At 54.5% G+C, this 17,197-nt stretch carries 14 protein-coding genes; 9 read left to right on the top strand and 5 right to left on the bottom strand.

Going from position 1 to position 17,197, the window contains the following annotated elements:
* Nucleotides 1-80 precede the first annotated feature (80 nt).
* Nucleotides 81-1,502 (bottom strand): HlyD family type I secretion periplasmic adaptor subunit, encoded by a 1,422-nt coding sequence (locus ACMGT0_RS20555; RefSeq protein WP_416769551.1) that lies wholly within the window; start codon nucleotides 1,500-1,502, stop codon nucleotides 81-83.
* A complete protein-coding gene (locus ACMGT0_RS20560) occupies nucleotides 1,489-3,642 on the bottom strand; it encodes a type I secretion system permease/ATPase (protein WP_416769553.1) in 2,154 nt (717 codons plus the stop codon). Before ACMGT0_RS20560 ends, ACMGT0_RS20555 begins: the two co-directional genes overlap by 14 nt.
* A gap of 531 nt (nucleotides 3,643-4,173) precedes the next feature.
* On the opposite strand from ACMGT0_RS20560, the gene ACMGT0_RS20565 reads away from it, so the two are divergent.
* From ACMGT0_RS20565 to ACMGT0_RS20585, 5 genes are all read left to right on the top strand, one after another.
* A complete protein-coding gene (locus ACMGT0_RS20565; RefSeq protein ID WP_416769555.1) occupies nucleotides 4,174-4,617 on the top strand; it encodes a hypothetical protein in 444 nt (147 codons plus the stop codon).
* 442 nt (nucleotides 4,618-5,059) lie between these two features.
* Entirely contained in the window at nucleotides 5,060-6,085 is a 1,026-nt protein-coding gene (gene istA, locus ACMGT0_RS20570; RefSeq protein ID WP_416768942.1) for an IS21 family transposase, read from the top strand.
* Nucleotides 6,082-6,864 carry an IS21-like element helper ATPase IstB gene (istB, locus tag ACMGT0_RS20575; protein WP_416768943.1) on the top strand — a complete coding sequence of 261 codons (783 nt, stop codon included), beginning with the start codon at nucleotides 6,082-6,084 and terminating at the stop codon, nucleotides 6,862-6,864. The genes istA and istB overlap by 4 nt, the downstream gene beginning before the upstream one ends.
* 123 nt (nucleotides 6,865-6,987) lie before the next feature.
* Nucleotides 6,988-7,398, top strand: coding sequence for a hypothetical protein (locus ACMGT0_RS20580; protein WP_416769557.1), 411 nt, complete (start codon nucleotides 6,988-6,990; stop codon nucleotides 7,396-7,398).
* Between the two features lie 450 nt (nucleotides 7,399-7,848).
* Nucleotides 7,849-8,121: a hypothetical protein gene (locus ACMGT0_RS20585; RefSeq protein WP_416769559.1), complete on the top strand. Its 273-nt coding sequence runs from the start codon at nucleotides 7,849-7,851 to the stop codon at nucleotides 8,119-8,121.
* On the opposite strand, the gene ACMGT0_RS20590 is transcribed toward ACMGT0_RS20585, so the two are convergent.
* The 3 genes from ACMGT0_RS20590 to ACMGT0_RS20600 all read right to left on the bottom strand — a co-directional run bounded on the left by ACMGT0_RS20590 (nucleotide 8,111) and on the right by ACMGT0_RS20600 (nucleotide 10,891).
* On the bottom strand, nucleotides 8,111-8,788 hold the full coding sequence (locus ACMGT0_RS20590; protein WP_416769560.1) for a DUF5710 domain-containing protein: 678 nt from the start codon (nucleotides 8,786-8,788) through the stop codon (nucleotides 8,111-8,113). The genes ACMGT0_RS20585 and ACMGT0_RS20590 overlap by 11 nt on opposite strands.
* 160 nt (nucleotides 8,789-8,948) lie before the next feature.
* On the bottom strand, nucleotides 8,949-9,605 hold the full coding sequence (locus tag ACMGT0_RS20595; protein WP_416769562.1) for a hypothetical protein: 657 nt from the start codon (nucleotides 9,603-9,605) through the stop codon (nucleotides 8,949-8,951).
* Nucleotides 9,602-10,891, bottom strand: a complete 1,290-nt coding sequence (locus ACMGT0_RS20600) for an AAA family ATPase (protein ID WP_416769563.1) — start codon at nucleotides 10,889-10,891, stop codon at nucleotides 9,602-9,604. Before ACMGT0_RS20600 ends, ACMGT0_RS20595 begins: the two co-directional genes overlap by 4 nt.
* 740 nt (nucleotides 10,892-11,631) lie before the next feature.
* Between ACMGT0_RS20600 and ACMGT0_RS20605 the strand changes: the two genes are divergently transcribed.
* From ACMGT0_RS20605 to ACMGT0_RS20620, 4 genes are all read left to right on the top strand, one after another.
* The gene (locus ACMGT0_RS20605; protein WP_416769565.1) at nucleotides 11,632-11,946 is read left to right on the top strand and encodes a hypothetical protein; all 315 of its coding nucleotides are present in this window, start codon (nucleotides 11,632-11,634) and stop codon (nucleotides 11,944-11,946) included.
* Nucleotides 11,947-12,590: 644 nt separating this feature from the next.
* The gene (locus ACMGT0_RS20610) at nucleotides 12,591-14,840 is read left to right on the top strand and encodes a KAP family P-loop NTPase fold protein (protein WP_416773529.1); all 2,250 of its coding nucleotides are present in this window, start codon (nucleotides 12,591-12,593) and stop codon (nucleotides 14,838-14,840) included.
* Nucleotides 14,841-15,207: 367 nt separating this feature from the next.
* Nucleotides 15,208-16,122, top strand: coding sequence for an endonuclease/exonuclease/phosphatase family protein (locus ACMGT0_RS20615; protein WP_416769567.1), 915 nt, complete (start codon nucleotides 15,208-15,210; stop codon nucleotides 16,120-16,122).
* Nucleotides 16,122-16,862 carry a hypothetical protein gene (locus ACMGT0_RS20620; RefSeq protein ID WP_416769568.1) on the top strand — a complete coding sequence of 247 codons (741 nt, stop codon included), beginning with the start codon at nucleotides 16,122-16,124 and terminating at the stop codon, nucleotides 16,860-16,862. The genes ACMGT0_RS20615 and ACMGT0_RS20620 overlap by 1 nt, the downstream gene beginning before the upstream one ends.
* Nucleotides 16,863-17,197: the final 335 nt, after the last annotated feature.

The raw sequence follows: 17,197 nt of genomic DNA on the forward strand, positions 1-17,197 counted from the left end.
TCTCTTCCCGGAAAAGTTTAAAAGCAAAACCCCCATTAATAAAAAAACTCACTCTGAGGAACCGTCAGATAGAATGAGTTTTATCGTTCTCTCAGCGCCTCGCTTTCGTACCTCAACAGCGGTGTCAGCAGGTATTCGATAATCCGCCGTTGCTCGGTCTTGATCTCCACCGAACTGGTCATCCCCGGCTCCAACGGAATGCTCTTGCCGTCAGCGAGAATTTGGTGCGCACCGAGTTCGATTCGGGCTGGATAAACTAGTCCCAGCTTGTCGTCCTTCACCGAGTCCTGCGAAATCGACATGACCCTGCCGGCGATCGTCCCGTAGTGGGTGTACGGAAAGGCATCGAGCTTGATTTCGGCGTCCTGACCCGGCCGGACAAAACCAATGTCCCGGTTGAGAATCTGCGCATCGACCTCCAGCCCGACGTCATCAGGCACGATCACCAGCAAGGCCTGCGCTGGCGTCACCACCCCGCCGATGGTGTGCACCGCCAGTTCCTGGACGGTACCGCTCACGGGAGCGGTCAGGTGGGTTTGGCCCTGCCGCTGGCGGGACTTGGTTTCATCGCCTTGGTCCTGGGCCAACTGCTGTTGCGCCTGATTGAGCAGGTCGAGTTGTTCACGACGAAACTGGGCGATCGCCGTATCGATATCGTCGCGTTGTTCCTGGATGGTGGCTTGCAGCTCCTTGGCGTAGCTCTGCTGCCCGGCCAGTTCCTGCTCCTGCTGGATGCGCGCCTGCATCTTTTCCAGGTAGGCGTGCCGTGGCACATAGCTTTGCTGCAGCAGGGTCTTGTAGTCCTCCTCCTCAGCACGGGTCATGGGCAAGGTCTGCTGCAGGCCGCTGATCTTGTGCTGAGTGGTCTGCAACTCCTGCAGGCGCTTTTGCAGTTCCGAACGCAGGCCCGTGAGCTTGCTGCGTTGCTCGTAGAAAGCACTTTCGGCAAAGCGCTGGGTATCACGTTGGCGGTCTTCGCTCGCATCCTGCACCGCCTCGACCACCGGCGCACGGTTGGTGGTTTGGGTATCCAGCAAGGCCTGGGCACGATTGATCACCAGCATCGCGTCGATTCGGGCCATCCTGGACTTGCTGACATCGGCGGTGGCCTCGGTCGGGTCCAGGTCGATCAGCGCCTGCCCCTGGGTCACGTGCTGACCATTGTCGACCATGATCGCCTTGACGATGCCCGCTTCCAGCGGCTGGATGGTCTTGCTGTTGCCATTGGGCACGACCTTGCCCTCGGCCACCGCCACCACATCCAGCTTGCCGACGATGGACCAGACCAGGGCGATCGCGAACAGCAGCATCAACATCCACATCAAGCCACGTCCTATGGGCGATGCGGGGGTTTCGAGCACCTCCAGTGCTGCGGGCAGAAATTCGACCTCATCGCGCCTTCGCTGCACACTGCTGCCCTGGGCCTTCTCTGCTTCGAGGGCCGCACGGGCAATGTCGCGGTAATGCCGCAACCGGGGGAACAAGCGATCAAGCAGCGACATGGAGATGCCCCGTCTGGTGGCGCCACAGCGAGGCATAGCGGCCGTTCTGTTCGAGCAGTTCCTCGTGGCTGCCCTCTTCGACGATGGTGCCCTTCTCGACGGTGATGATGCGCTGAGCGATCCTGACGGCAGACAGGCGGTGGGCGATGATGAACACCGTGCGCCCCTTGCAGATCTTGTGCATGTTGCCGTGGATGATGGATTCGGACTCGGCGTCCAGCGCGGAGGTGGCCTCATCGAAGATCAGGATCTTCGGTTGGGTCGCCAGGGCCCGGGCAATTGCGATGCGTTGCCGTTGCCCGCCGGACAGGCCTGTGCCCCGCTCCCCCAGTTCAGTGTCGTAGCCCTGCGGCAGTTCCAGGATGAAATCGTGAGCGCCGGCCAACTCCGCAGCTTCGACCACCTGCTCGAAGGCCATGCCGGGTGAAGCGAAAGCGATGTTGTCGCGCACCGTGCCCTTGAACAGCATGTTCTCCTGCAGGACCACACCGATCTGCCGGCGCAGAGAAGCAGGATCGAGCACGGACAGGTCCATGCCATCGATCAGCACCCGTCCGCGCTCAGGTGAGTAAAGGCGCTGTATCAACTTGGTCAGGGTGCTTTTGCCTGAGCCGGAGGGACCAACGATACCGATCACGCTGCCGGCCTGGGCCGTCAGCGAGAGGCCACGCAGGATCTCGGGGCCATCGGCGCGATAGCGAAATACCACGCGGTCGAAGACCACCTCACCTTTCACCGGTGGCATCGAGGCTTGCCCGGCAGATGCGCCGGACTCGGCCTTGTTGTCCAGAATATCGCCCAGCCGGGCCATGGACAGCCGTACCTGCTGGAAGTCCTGCCACAGTTGTGCCAGGCGCAGGATGGGGCCACTGACGCGGCCGGAGAGCATGTTGAAGGCGATCAGCTCACCCACCGACAGATCGCCCCCAATCACCAGTCGAGCCCCGAACCACAACAGCGCCGCCGTGGTGAGTTTGCTGATCAGGGAGGCCACCTGGTTGGCCGAGCTGGAGAGGTTGGAGGCCTTGAAGGCGCTGGAGACATAGGCCGCCAGTTGCTCCTCCCAGCGCCGTTGGATCAGAGGTTCGACGGCCATCGACTTGAGGGTTTCGATACCGGTTACGGACTCGACCAGAAACGACTGGTTTTCCGAGCTGCGACGGAATTTCTCATCGAGCCGCGCCTTGAGCACCGGCGTCACCAGCACCGACAAGGCGACGTAGCACGGCAGCGAGACGAACACGATCAGGGTCAGCCACGGCGAATAGGTCAGCATCACCGCGAAGAACACCAAGGTGAAGAACAGGTCCATCGCCACCGTCAGCGCATTGCCGGTAAGGAAGTTGCGGATGTTTTCCAGTTCGCGTACCCGCGCCACGCTGTCGCCCACACGCCTGGCCTGGAAGTAGGCCAGTGGCAGGCCCAGCAGGTGGTTGAACAGGCGAGCCCCCAGCTCAACGTCGACCCGGTTGGTCGTGTGGCTGAAGACGTAGGTACGCAGGCCGCCCAGCAACGCTTCGAACACCGAGATGGTGACCAGGCCGAACACCAGGACATCCAGGGTCGACATCGACTTGTGCACCAGCACCTTGTCGATGACCACCTGCATGAACAGCGGTGAGACCAGTCCAAACAATTGCAGGAAGAACGACCCGGTCAGCACTTCCAGAAACTGCTTGCGGTACTTGACGATCGAGGGAATGAACCACGACAGGTCGAACTTCCCACCGCCTTGCGCCAGCACCGCACGCGAGGTGATGAGGATCAAACGACCGGACCAGACTTTTTCGAAGTCACTCATGCTGATCTGGAAGGTCCGCTGCTGCACTTCGTCGTGCAGCAGGGCCTGCTCGTTTGCGCATTTGGCCAGCACCAGAAAGCGACCATCCCCCATCTCGACAATCGCTGGCAACGGCGTCTGTGCGAGGCGACTGATCTGGGTATGGGTGGCACGGGCCTTGAGGTCGATCTGTCGAGCCAGGCGCACCAGAGTCAGGGTGTCGACCGGCTTGGAGAGCCCGGACAGGTGCCGCAGACGTTCAGCGCTGACCGCCACACCCGAGAGTTGGGCAATGACCACAAGCGAGGCAATGCCGCTGTCGCCCTGGGTGATTTCAGCGGGATGGGGAGCCCTGTCCATTGATGCGCTTCCTGACACAAAAAATCCCTAGGTCAGCATGCCTGCCTGACTTCGTAACAGACTCGATACTTAACAACGCTTCAAGGGTTCTGACTGAGGGCAACGGTTAAGTTAAAGGCTGAACAAAGCCCTCTTCCCCCGCTTTTAATCAGGCTTTGGAGTGTTATCAAAACGCCATATTTCTATCAGGCTGCACGGGGCTTTTCCTGCGAATTTTCTCGCAAGAACAGTTTTTAACATTTCCATTCAGCCGCGGTTCAGCATGAGATAAATTAGATGAAACTTCAGGAGCTATTACATAAATTGGAATAGTTATTGCTATATACGAGCAATGAAATTTTCCAAATTTAGAAGATGAAATTTTTTTCATCTTTCGATAGCGCCGGCAGTCTGTGCATCCCCCACAAACCTGCCGCCGGCCGACAGGAACAATCGCTTGAGAGCGACATTGCGGCAGCGGCCTACCGCTGTCGTCCGCCTTGCCGCACACTACCCGCTCACCCGCAGCAGGATGGAGTCGCCACGATGCGAATGACCGCAGACACCCGGGCACCCGAAATTCAGAGACTTGAGCATCTGCTGGAAGGGATGAATTACTCCGCCTGGGTAGGCGTTTACGGCCCCTTCAACTCCGACTGCTCACTCGAAGAGCAACTGCGCCACTCAGTCAGCAACCGCAGCGTCGTGGGTAGGGAGACTCCCGTGCCTGCCGGCGAGGTGCGCAGCCAGGTACTGGAGCACCTGCTGCACTCGGGAGATGGCGGCTATGGGCCGGTGGATTTACCGGGTAAGCGCTTGGAGATCATCCGTTTGGCCGAGGCACTGCTCAGCCGTGTGCGCCTGGACCAGGCCGACACCCTCAGCTCGTTCTGGCTCGCCGAAGGTCATCCGGCTTACCCGGTGTGGTGGGATTTTGCCTTCGACATTCACGCCGACGGGCAGCGCTGGATTCTGATGGGTAGCGCCAGTGATTGAGTAGCAGGGAGTCTGGTTTCTGTAGACAAGCACAGCATCGACCGACAGGCCTGATAGAGCAATTCCTACCCCAACCAGGAAGACAAATTTCTCTCCACCGCTCCTGCGTCCTACAGGTAGCTCACTCCAGAAATAACCTGTTGCAGAGACCGATTTGACAGCCTACAGCCGGGGTGTTCATTGTGCGGGGGCGTACTGCTGGCCTTGTCAGCAACATGCACAGTAGCTTGGGATCGGAGGGGCTACGACGCGCCATTGCGCGTGATCCAACCAACCGGTCGCTAAGCTTCCCACGATGCGACCACTCGACTGCCATTGCGGTCGATGGAAGCACTGCTGGACATGATTTCCCCCTATGTGTCACCGCCAATGTAAAACTGACCCCCTAACGCCAACGCAAATTTGACCCCCTGGGCCATCATGGCGGCTTTGAGCTGCCGAGATGTTGACCCAGGAGCAGTCAGTGGAAATCAGGGTATTGGCCCGTCAGGGCATGGGCATCAAAACCATCGCGCGCACGCTGGGCTTGTCGCGCAACACCGTGCGCAAGTACCTGCGTGGCGAAGCCGAGTCGCCGCGCTATACAGGCCGAGCAGCGCGTCCAGAGAAGCTCGACCCGTTCAAGGCTTATCTGCAAGAACGCGTGGAAGCGGCCCGGCCACATTGGATTCCTGCGACGGTGCTATTGCGTGAAGTCCAGGCACAAGGCTACACAGGCGGCATCAGCCGGCTCAAATCCTACCTGGCACCGTTCAAATGTCCGCGTCATGACCCTGTGGTGCGCTTCGAGACGGCGCCCGGTCAGCAGGTGCAAGTCGATTTCACCACCATCCGCAGGGGCAGTAACCCGCTCAAGGCATTCGTCGCCACGCTGGGCTACAGCCGCGTCACTTTCGTCCGCTTCGGTGCCCGCGAAGACAGTGATGCATGGCTGGACGGCTTGCGTGAGGCTTTTGTTTATTTCGGCGGGGTACCCGAGGAGGCGCTGTTCGACAACGCCGGAGCGATCATCCTGGAGCGCGATGCCTATGGCGAAGGTCTGCATCGCTGGCATCCCCGGTTATTGGCGCTGGCCGACGAATATGGCTTTCGTCCTCGTGTTTGTAGGCCCTATCGGGCCAAGACCAAAGGCAAGGTCGAGCGCTTCAACGGCTACCTCAAGGGCAGTTTCATTACACCATTGGCGGCCACGCTCAAGAGCGCGGGATTACCGTTGGATGTGGCCACCGCCAATGCGCATATTGGTCGTTGGCTCGAGGAAATCGCGCACCAGCGGATACATGGCACCACCGGTGTAAAACCGGCAACTCGCCTGGCTGAAGAACGTGATGTCTTGCTGCCCCTACCAGCCTGCCGGGTGACGAGCGCACCGACGATCACCTCGTTGCGCCTGGGACGGGTTCTACCGCATGAGAGCTTGCAGCACCCGCTTTCGGTCTATGATGAGTTACTGGAGTTGAGCCGATGAACCTGCAGCATGCCCGCATCATCGAACTGTGCCAACAGCTCAAGCTTGAACGGATGGCGGTGGACTGGGCGGGCCTGGCACAACAAGCCGCGACTCAGGAACAGAGCTTCGCCGATTTCCTGGAGCAGTTGCTGCGCGCTGAAGCTGAGGCACGCCTTGAGCGCTCGCGCCAGACATTGCTGAAGATGGCGACACTGCCTGCGCTCAAGACGTTGGAGCAGTACGATTTCGCGTTTGCCAGCGGTGCGCCGCGAGCGCAACTGCAGGAGTTGGCCGGGCTGAGCTTCGTCGAACGTGCCGAGAACATCGTCCTGCTCGGCCCCAGTGGCGTAGGCAAAACGCACCTGGCTTGCGCCCTGGCCTATCGCGCGACCCAGGCGGGTATCAAAACCCGTTTCATCACCGCCGCTGACCTGATGCTGCAACTGGCAGCGGCCCATCGACAGGATCGCCTGAAAGAGTATTTCAACCGTGCGGTGATGGGGCCTCGGTTGTTGGTCATCGACGAAATTGGCTACCTGCCTTTCGGTCGCGACGAAGCCAACCTGTTCTTCAACGTGGTCGCCAGGCGCTACGAGCGCGGCAGCATGATTCTGACCAGCAACCTGCCGTTTACCCAGTGGGCTGGCACCTTTGCGGATGACCAGACGCTGACGGCCGCGATGCTGGATCGGTTGCTACACCACGCACACATCGTGCAGATCTCGGGCGACAGCTATCGCCTCAAGGACAAACGCAAGGCGGGTACCAGCCCGACCAGGGCAGAGAAAACCGTTTAGAAACAGGCCAAGGGGGTCAAATTTCAGTTGGCGAAAAATGAGGTAGAGGGGTCAGTTTTGGGTTGGCGTTGACACCTATGGGCCTCGCCCGTAGGGGCAGGCCCTCCCCAATCTGGAGGTCTGATGAAAATGGGAACTGCTTATTACGGCGCGCTACGCAATAGCGGCATGCCGCATCGAAGCGCAACCGCTCTCGTGAATGCGTTGGAGAAAGATATGACCAGTGTCCTTGCTAGCAAGGCCGATCTCACTGAGGCTCGTAACGAACTGAAAGCGGATATAGCAGACGTTCGTCATGAACTCATGGCTGTTCGTAGTGAGTTCAAGCTGGACATCACGAGGCTTGAAGCGAATATGGCGACATTTCGTTCTGAAATCAGGGCCGATATGTCAGAGATTCGCCACACGCTTGAGGTCAACGGAGAAAGGCAAAGCAAAGAGCTTGCGAAACAGGAGAACAAACTGACCTTACGGTTGGGTGCGATGTTAGTTGGCTGCGTGAGCTTGTTGTTCGCTGCGCTGAAGTACCTCTAGCCGCTTCTGTTGTCACCACCCATGCGGGGACACTCCCCCGCCGGGCGAAGTGTTCTCCGCATTCTGTTTCACACGGAGAATCGCGAAGCCCTGCTGTTGTACTTTCGAGCGTTGATCGCTCCACTTTGACTGCGTCAGCCCTGGGCTGACTTGCTGATCTGAACGTCGGCCTGCTGTTGGGGTTCGTTGTTCATCGGCTTTCACTTCATGGGCGTACTGCTGTTTGGCGCGCCCACCCACTACACGCGGCCCTGCCACTGATTTTTCGTCAGGTGGGGGCAGATACCCGACTCTGCTGTCCGCTGCTACCGGCTGCTGGTCGCTTCTGCGGTTTGCTTTCGGATGTCTTTACACCGCGCCGGGCCTGGCCGCGGCTTAAACCTGACAACCATCCACTGGGATTTCCTTGTCCTATGAGACGAGGTCCGTCTCGCACCTGAGGAGAGCTACATGGAAGGACCGGTGAATGGACTACGACTGCCGTTTCCGTTCATTGGCAACCCTTACCTATCCGGTTCGGCATCGCGTCTGGATCGGCTCCAACAACAGTTCGCGATTGTCTCTACGGATGTGCGGAGTCTGCCAGAGGATCAGGCGAACGTGTTTTTACCAAGTGTCATTCAGGCGCCGGAGGTTCGTACAGTTGCAGAGCAAATTGTCCTCCACTTCTTCTGCGGGATATCAGTCGAGCACATCGCCGAAACCGGCCGCCTTAATCTCTGATCTGCATCCACTCCATGAAGTCTTGCGTTGCAAATCCGACACCGCAATTTGCATCGAAGCGCTCGTTGATTCTGTGGAGAGTGATTTTGCCGGCTTGCTCTGGAGACATCGGGACGAAGGCACCACCGGGTTCCGCATGCATGTAGAAGTCCCCAAGCTTCGCACCACAGTGCTGGCAGTGATTCATGAAGTAACGACATCCAGCCATTTTGCTGTAGTCCAGCCTAAAGCTCCCCGTGAATTGGCGAATCCGCCTCAGTACTTGAGGAGATAGGCTGCCCACGTCGGACACCGTGCCTCCGTAGCCTCGGCTTTTCCACTGACCCAGGTTACTGGTCAGCGTGAACACCTGAGGATCTTCGTACTCCTCAATGTAATGAAACTCTTCGTATTCATCAGGGAGCCGGAATGAGAACACGCGTGTCGGGGCACAGCATTTCCAACAATCGGATATCGACTCCATAACGTAGTAGTAAGGTGATCTGGTTCTAAATTCAGGCTGGTGCTCCAGCTCTGACTTATCGGGTGGGGGCACCCATCGCTCCATCTCCCCGATTTCAACCCCGTCAGGCACATACCAGACTTTCGCCTGCGGATCCCAACGCGCACCGAGTGATTTCGCCAAGTCCTTTTGGGAAAACGGAACATTCAGATCAACTCTAGCCATAGACAATATCCATATTCTCTTACGTCTTAGATGCTCCGTTTGCGCGTGCACCACGCAGTCGAATGCTACCTTTAAACAATGTGTTCCTATCGCATGTGAGCGACTCAGACCGACCACATCATCAGGAAGGGGTCACCAACACAGCATTGACTAATGCTATCTACTGCCTAGGAGCAATCGCACCCTGAGCCTCAAGCTCTATTGCCAGGAACGGCGCACGCTGGCGCAGATAGTCCAGTGAGATGTCATCGTTGAAATAGGCCGTGGCGTACTCTTCACGGACCTTCACGCAATCATGATCATTCAACTTCAGGCGATCAATCGTGGCGCGCACGCGTGCCTCGATCTCGGCATCTAGATTCTCGCCTGGCACGACCTGGTAGCCGACCAGCTCGAGACGAAACCATCCCTCCTCGACCTCGAACGGATCCAGAACGTCCTGATAGTGGCTCTTGCGAGCGTTCATCAGCGTGCAGGCCAGGCGATAGTTCTGCCACTCATAGACGTCGTTCCACGCCTGAGACTTGGGCAGCATGTGATCCACTGAACCACCGCCAGTGACCCGCTCGATGTAGATGCAGACGTAGGCACACAGACGACCGTATGCCTCCATCAAATCTGGCAGGGCTTCGGTCCAAACCGGAGGGAATTTGTCAGCAGGTATCTCTTCGCGTGTTTGCGCGACAACCTTTCTGGGCCGGCCCTTGCGCTTCTCCAGCCCCTGCTCCCCGATCAATTCAGCGATAGCGCGCAGTCCTGGTTGTCGGACTTTTTCATCAAAGCTCTCAGGCTCATCTGCTGGCTGAACTCGAATCATGCGATGCCGACCTTCTGCTCGCGGAAATGGCTCCAACGAATCCAGAAGGAATCGACATCACTTAGGCTGCCCCGCAAGGCTGAGTCGATCTCCAGCAGCGTGCCCTTTTGCTCAGCGGTCAGAGGTGTCTTCTGCAGACTGACGTCTCGCAGGAACTCACGCGCCCTCAGCAATGCCTCTTCAGCGGCGACCGAACTGGGCTCTTTCAGGTTGAACACCTCGGACGATAGCCAGGCGTTCACATCACCTTTGCGCGAATAGGGATACAGCGACGCCTGTACCTCGGTGCCGACCAGATCGAAGTCCCAGATGCAGTCGCGCTCGTTATCAAATTGGGGCTCCACCGAGGCCAGTACCAACGGGGAGTGAGTCGCTGCCAGGAGCTGTACGGGTACATCACGGCTGCCAGTCAGAGCGTTCATGACATCGAGCAAGGCCGGAACAATTCGGCGCTGCCATTGAGGGTGCAGGTGGCACTCGATTTCATCGATCAGAAAGATGATTTCTCTGGCTGGCTGGATACGGTATCGCTTACAAGCCAATTGATGCTCTCGCCATGTCCACACCAGCAGGTAGGCCAGCGCCGCAATACGACGCATACCGGCTGAGGCCTGGGTCAGCGGGACATCCTGCCCATAAGGCATGCGCAGCGAGGGAATGTCACGAACGCTATCACCCACACGCATCGGTTCCCCTGGTTGCATCTTTTCTACGCCAGAGGGTGATAGAGCATCCAACACTTTGACCAGGTCATCGAAGGCGGGCTTTCCCCCTTCCTGCCAAAGCACCCAGTCACTGATCAGCCCGTTGCACAATTGGATCTTAACGTCGCCGAAGTGCAGGCCGTTCCAAACTTCATCCGGTGAAAAGTCAAAACTACGAGGGCGGGCGGGCGCTGCAGTCTCTCCCTGCTCTCTCCAGTGGTTACGGGCGGGGTCCCAGACCGAGAAGCTCCCGTCGACACCGGCGTAGATCACGACCCCCGGAATCGCCGGACGGCTCTGCTTGACGGACCATTGCTGGGCCTCATGATCGAAGTCACTTTTGTAGGCGAAATCGCCAGTGCTGCCTTCATAACAGTAAGCAATGCTCGAACGGCTGGCATCCTGACGCGGCGTGGCGATGCCGTCTCTGTGCCAAGTACGCGTCAACGACCACCAGGCAATGTCCAGCACGAAGCTCTTGCCCAGGCCGTTGTCGCCGGTCAGGAAGTTCAGGCGAGGTTTGAAGTCGAGGGCAAGCGTATGAGCAGGACCAACGCCTTCAAACGTCAAATTTTTAAGCATGGGCGGTGTCTCCAATCATTCGGGTGCCAACCCATGGGCGCTGTGTAGGCCACCAGGGATCTGGGGCGTTGTCCAGCAGGTCGCGATGAGAATCCATACAGGGCACTTGTGCCTGTTCTCAAATAATCATTTTGAGTAAACGCAGACGACTCTCCAAGGCATTGGCAGCCCACTCTGGGCATGTCCTTGCACTGGATTTGTCTGAGTCCGCCAGCCATGCCCGTACGCTACGAACGCTACACGGGCGCTTGGTTTCTTGAGCAATGAGTTCGGCCGCCCGGGCCTGAGTGACACCCGATTGCTCAATAAGCCACAGGAGCTTGTCTTTAGGGTACATGGAAAGCCTCGTAGGCACATGTGCCTATTGTAATGCATCGAGGCGAACTCGTCGAAAGACTCCAAGCCCGGACAGAGAATTAGGCATCGGAGATCGTGTGGCGACGTCCCTGCCGGACGGCAGCTGAAGTTTGGGCTGTTGGACAGCGGATGGCGGCGCTCTACGAGCAGGCGCACCAGGACATGAGCCAGGAGGCTTTTGAATCGGCCAGGAGGGCCCGCCGGGAAGCCATGGAACTCAGGGGCTTTCTGATTTCACCCAGATGGCGAGGGTTTGCCCTGCAGGCGCTCGACAACACAGGCGTCACCTGCTGCAACGCTTGACGCTGCAATCGTAATCGCTGTCACCGGGAAACCACTTCCCGGTTGGGGCAAGTGGTTTCTCAATTTGAAGGAGAAATCAGATGCCCCGAATGAAGAAACAACGCGTTGACCAGGTAATGGAATATGGCATCGCGATCACTGCACAGGTGTGGGACCAGGTGCTGCTGGATCCGGCCGATCGCCGGCGCTCGACGTACGAGAGTCGGTTGATGGGTCTGTTCCAGGCGGTGGCCAGGGCCCACAACCAGAACCCTCAGGCGAGGCAGGTCGATTTTGACTTGGGCTCCCCAGAGCAAAAGGAAGGTGCTCTGGCACTGACGCTGAGGCGCATAGATCCACCGCAAGGAGTGCCGTATTTGCTCCTGTCGCTGCTGGGAGAGCCGGTAGTGGGATGACCGGGTTCGAGCTGTAGCGGTACTTCACTCCAGCCCGGCTCTGCCGGGCTTTTTTCTGCAGGTGTACATGAGGGGCAGCGGCCAGGTGCAGGAAAAGGGCCTCAGCTTCGCGTCGATTGGTGATGCAATCCGACAGCATCCCGCCAGTACATCATGGTTTCAAACTGGAGGCTGATCACGAAGAACCTTGGGCATGCTTGGGGATGCCACGGGCGATATTATCCAGATCTCCCATGCTCGAGTGTCCCTCTGGCTCCGGGATTTTGATCCTGAGATTGCGAACACCGAGACGCGAAAGTCCATGTCCTTGGTATCCTCTGCGTAGATGTCGAAGTCTACAGTCCTTTCCTCGACCCAAACTGAAATACCCGAGGTGAAGTACGCCTTCAACAGGCCCTCCTCCCATCAGGTCTGCTCGGCGCCAACCTTGATCAGGACCTGCTCCTGCATCGGCAGAGTGAGCGTGCTGTCGGCTTCTAGAAAAACCTCAACCCCCCCCGTTACGGCAAAGGTGAACCAGCTGCAGTGGACGTTGCGTCCTTGCTGACACCTCTACTTAGGCGAGCGGATGAGGTTAGAATGCCATCACTCGCACAGATCTTCACTACATAGCTTTCTGGGAGATTTAAAAAACCGTGGATCATATGGACTTTGCAACGGATCGAGCAATTACGTCTAAGGATCAAGACATTCTGGAACGTGCCGCTTTCGCTCATGCACTCACCACTGCAGTTGCATCTTGGCGAAAGCAAGAGAGCTTGGTCATCGGTTTGACCGGAAACTGGGGTTGCGGGAAGAGCTCGATCAAAAATATGGTTGTGCAGGAGTTAAAGCAGGCCAATCTGTGCCAACTGATTGAGTTTAATCCGTGGGAATGGGCCAGCCAGGAGAGCCTAAGCGCTGCATTCTTCGAAGATATTTCACTCACAATACGCCGTAAGGATAAAAGCAAGTACGGCAAAAAACTCGCTAAAGCCCTAAGGCAGTACGGCCGCCGCCTCACTACCGGCGCTGACATGGTAGACGGCATCGCCAAGCACACCCTAATACTATTTGCTTCAGTCTCGACAGCCCTCAGCGGATTTGCTTCAGAGGTGCTGACGCAGACCATCCTAAGCGTCGTGAGTCTCGTGGCATGGGCCGGGGTACTCACACCAACAATACGAAAGATTGGTACCTTTCTGTCCGATCGTTCGAAGGTAGAGGAAGATAAGGCCAAGGACAACGAAAGCACGCTGAGTGAAGTCAGGCAGGAAATCCACAAGCTCTTAATTAAGAAAGAACATCCTCTAGTAATAGTGCTTGATGATCTTGATCGATTGTCTGCCGACCAGATGCGTGCGATTTTCCAGTTAGTCAAAGCTAACATGGCATTCCCAAATGTAGTTTTTTTGTTATTATTCCAGCGCGACGTTGTTGAACGAGGTTTGCAGCGCGCCGGATTCGAAGGCGCTGATTATTTGGAGAAAATAATCCAGGTACCATTCAGCGTCCCCGTGATGCCTCAATTAAAGCTTGAGGAAGTACTAAACCAGCGACTAGAAGCAATACTCGCCTCCGAACCTCAATTACTCACCAGATTCGACAAAAATTATTGGCATACTATGTTTTCGCAAGGATTGCGGCCATTTTTCAGCAATTTACGGAACGTATATCGCTACACTTCTACTTTAGCGTTTCACTCTCGCCTACTTCGCGGAACAGAAGTAGCCGAGGTCAGTGCAGTCGATTTATTTGCGCTCGAGTGCTTACGAATTTTCTCACCAGACACCTATGCGAACATGTCACGCCATAAGGTTTTGCTCACAGACAGCAATCCAATTTCTCGACGAGACACTGACCATGAAATCGAAGTCAAAAAAGTAGTAGATGAACTCGTAACCCTGGCGCCCGAAATTCATCGCAACGCAACAAGACGAGTGATTGAGCTGATGTTTCCGGGACTGGATTGGGCTTTGACCCACCCGTCAAGCCACCGACAGCAGAGACCTTCAGTCTGGCTGGCAGACTCTCGAGTTTGCCGTGCCGAAGTGTTCGATCGATATTTCGAGCTTTCTCTTCCTATACGAGATATAACGAACAGCCTTTTATCTGAGCTGGTGAGCGTGATCAATGATGCGGAGTCGTTCTGTAGCCTATTCGGCACTCAGAGACCTGAGCTACAGCGTGAAATCCTCAATCGATTAGAGGGTAGAGTAGAGGACTTTCCGATTCAGGATTCTCCAGCAGTGGTACGCACGTTCATCAGACTTGGAGAGTCTGTAAGGGAAGATGACAGTTCGTTGTTGACGCTATCAAGCCCAATGCTGGTGTGCGGCTTGCTACAAGAGTTTTTATGCCGGCATCCAGAAGAGCACATTAGGAGCCAACTACTCCTGGATGCTTTCAACCAAGAAAAATCATTTGTAACACTTAACTTTCTACTTGGCCTAGAATATTCCAGAAGGACAAGAGAGTCTGAAAGTTATTTAGACTTCTCAGGATTTCAGAATCTAAAACGAGCATTTTCAAACTCCTTAATAGAAACCGCTGACTCCGACCCCGATGCTTTTATATCCCACTGGAATCTCGTACCCTTCCTCTATCGACTTAATAATTTCCACGAAAACTCCGGAACCAATTGGGCTAAGCTAAATATAAATAATGGCGTGCGTTTTTTGAAGTTCTCTCAAGCTGCCGCAAGCACCGCCATACAGAGCAGCGAGGGAAACACGTCTCATTATCGATATATCTCCATAAAGACGCTAGACGATTTACTAGGGATAGACTCCTGCAAAGAACTTATACACCAATCCAAACAGCTAAACTTAAAAAAAGAAGACATCGAAGCTCTCTCCCTTGTTGAAAATGCAATCTCAAGGTATGACCGCGGTGAAAAATCAGACTTCGATTAAAATCAAGAAAAATAATGACACATGAAACACTCAACAACATCAATAACCAGAAACCTCTTGCGAGGCAGGTCTGCTATGAACCAAGCAGAGATAAGGTAAAGAGAACATGCTGAGAGAGAAGGCATATGGCATTTTGTAGGTGAAAGAAGCCCAGCTACTAGCCTCAAAGGAAGTGGACATGGGACAGCTGAGTTTTTGCTTCTGGTTTTTCTCATGGACCGACTGAGCATCTAGGAATCAAGCTTACCAAGCCAAATAAGGCTTGCCAAGAATATCAATCGCACTTACTCTCAGTAGCATTAGAAAGCTCAAATGAGAAAACATTTAGGCACCACAACTATCGACTCACCCATCCAGAGAGCATTATATGGAAATTAACATTGGCTGGTGGAATACAAGCCTTTCTCCACCCGTAGCAAAAAAAACAAAAGATACCGGAAAAAAGAAGACCGGGCTCTATCTTAAAATAATAGAACACCTTATAACACATGAGCATATAGACCTACTTGGCCTTTGCGAAGTAGATCTAATAGATATCGACAAAATAAAAACCCACCTCACAAATTCAAATCTCAACGATTACAAAGTCATCCCCCTTTACAAAAAGCATGAAGGACGCATTGATGATTATTGCCTAATCATCAATTCAACAAAAATCACATTCAAAGACAGCCTAGAACTCGAATACTGCCGCGACGAACTAGAAACCTACTACAAAATTGGTATCAGAGTAAATCTAGAAATAAACAATGATAGCTTCTTCTTGTTCTTGTCACACTGGCAAAGCCAGCTTTCAATGAAAGCAAAGCACAGAAGAAAGCTTGGCGGATTTTTACGAAAAGCCCTGAATACTATTTTTCAAGAAAACACATCCCCACACATAATATTAATGGGGGATTTCAATGATGAGCCATTCGATGACTCAGTCTGCTTCGAACTTTTATCTTCCCGCGACAAAGCTGTTGTAAAGGAATTCCCCAAAGTCCTCTACAACCCCTTCTGGCGAATACTCGGCGCTCACTCCCCACATGATCATGAGAATGTACACACGTGGTCCCATGTCGGGGGAACCTGCCTATATAAAGAGCGAAAGGAAATGACCTACTGGAAAACATTCGACCAAATATTGTTCTCCAGCGCCTTTATTGATAGTCAGGGCTGGCATCTGATAGAATCGAAAACAAAGATTTGCTCTGAGCCTGCTTTAGATGAGAAATACAAAAAATGGCGAAAAAATGTCTCAGACCACTTCCCAGTAATAAGCCAAATTAGGAGAGCGTAATGTCAAAACTCGCTGACTCTTTGAAAAAGGGCCTAAAAGCCGCAAAAGATCACGAAGACAATCAAAAGCAGCTTCAGGCAGCATTTGAAAAACTCGACCTAACAATTAAAAATTTCACAAAAAACCGAGTGAAAGTGGTCAAAGGACCAAGCAACTTAACAATAAAAAACCCTGCCGACCTCACAACGAAAATTAAAGAAGCAAAAAATTCTAAAAGAAAGTATGGCTCAATTTTCCTGTACTCTCCAGAAAGTAACAAGACAGAAAGAATTGCAGACTGGCATCAAGCCGATTCGAATTTCGAATTCTCTATCGTTTACGATGGAAAGCAAGTAATTATTGATTCCGCTGAAAACATAGAAAATGCTCTCAGCGGCCTTCTTGAGTCCCCGGCTGTAGGCTTGACATTACTCAAGCATGCAAATGAAAAAAAAGCAAACTTACCTACTAAAAATTTAAAGCGCTCTACTATCACTGCCAACAAATCAGAAAAAACCAAGAAACCTCTAAACAAGAACCAAATTAAATGCACAGCCAACACAGCAGCCACGAAGACAGCTAGAACCACAGCTAACAAATCAAAAAATATGCCCACAATTAAAAAAAATCTCACCAAATCTACTGCAAGAAGAACAAGAACTCCTATAAACACATTCTCGGACAAGTGGAATCAAACGCTTGAGTTTCAAGCGCTACCATCTGCTGAGGAAGTTATCAGCGAACGGCTAGCTACTTCTTGAGCTGTTCCTACCAGATTAGCAAGACATGGCCAGTGTGTATTACAACCTATTACGCAGCGATTTCCCCTGCAAAATATACCTCTCATAATCCAGTTTTCCAGCTGCACTGGCGAGAGCCCCTAAGGAGGATTTGAGGCTTCTCTTTCAGGAGCCTCGCTATGTCTCAACTCCACCTCTTACACACGCCAGCTGCGGCCTCCAATACCGCCTCAATGCAAAGGACCGTGCCTGCGCCGGCCGTAGCCAGGTCTTTAAGCGCCCTCCTCCTGCGCTATGCCCCGGCGGTATTTGGTCCATCGTCTCAATGCCGCGAGCTGCCACGGGCCGCTGAGTAT

The organism is Pseudomonas sp. RHF3.3-3 (assembly GCF_048069595.1).
Taxonomy (GTDB): Bacteria; Pseudomonadota; Gammaproteobacteria; order Pseudomonadales; family Pseudomonadaceae; genus Aquipseudomonas; species Aquipseudomonas fuscovaginae_B.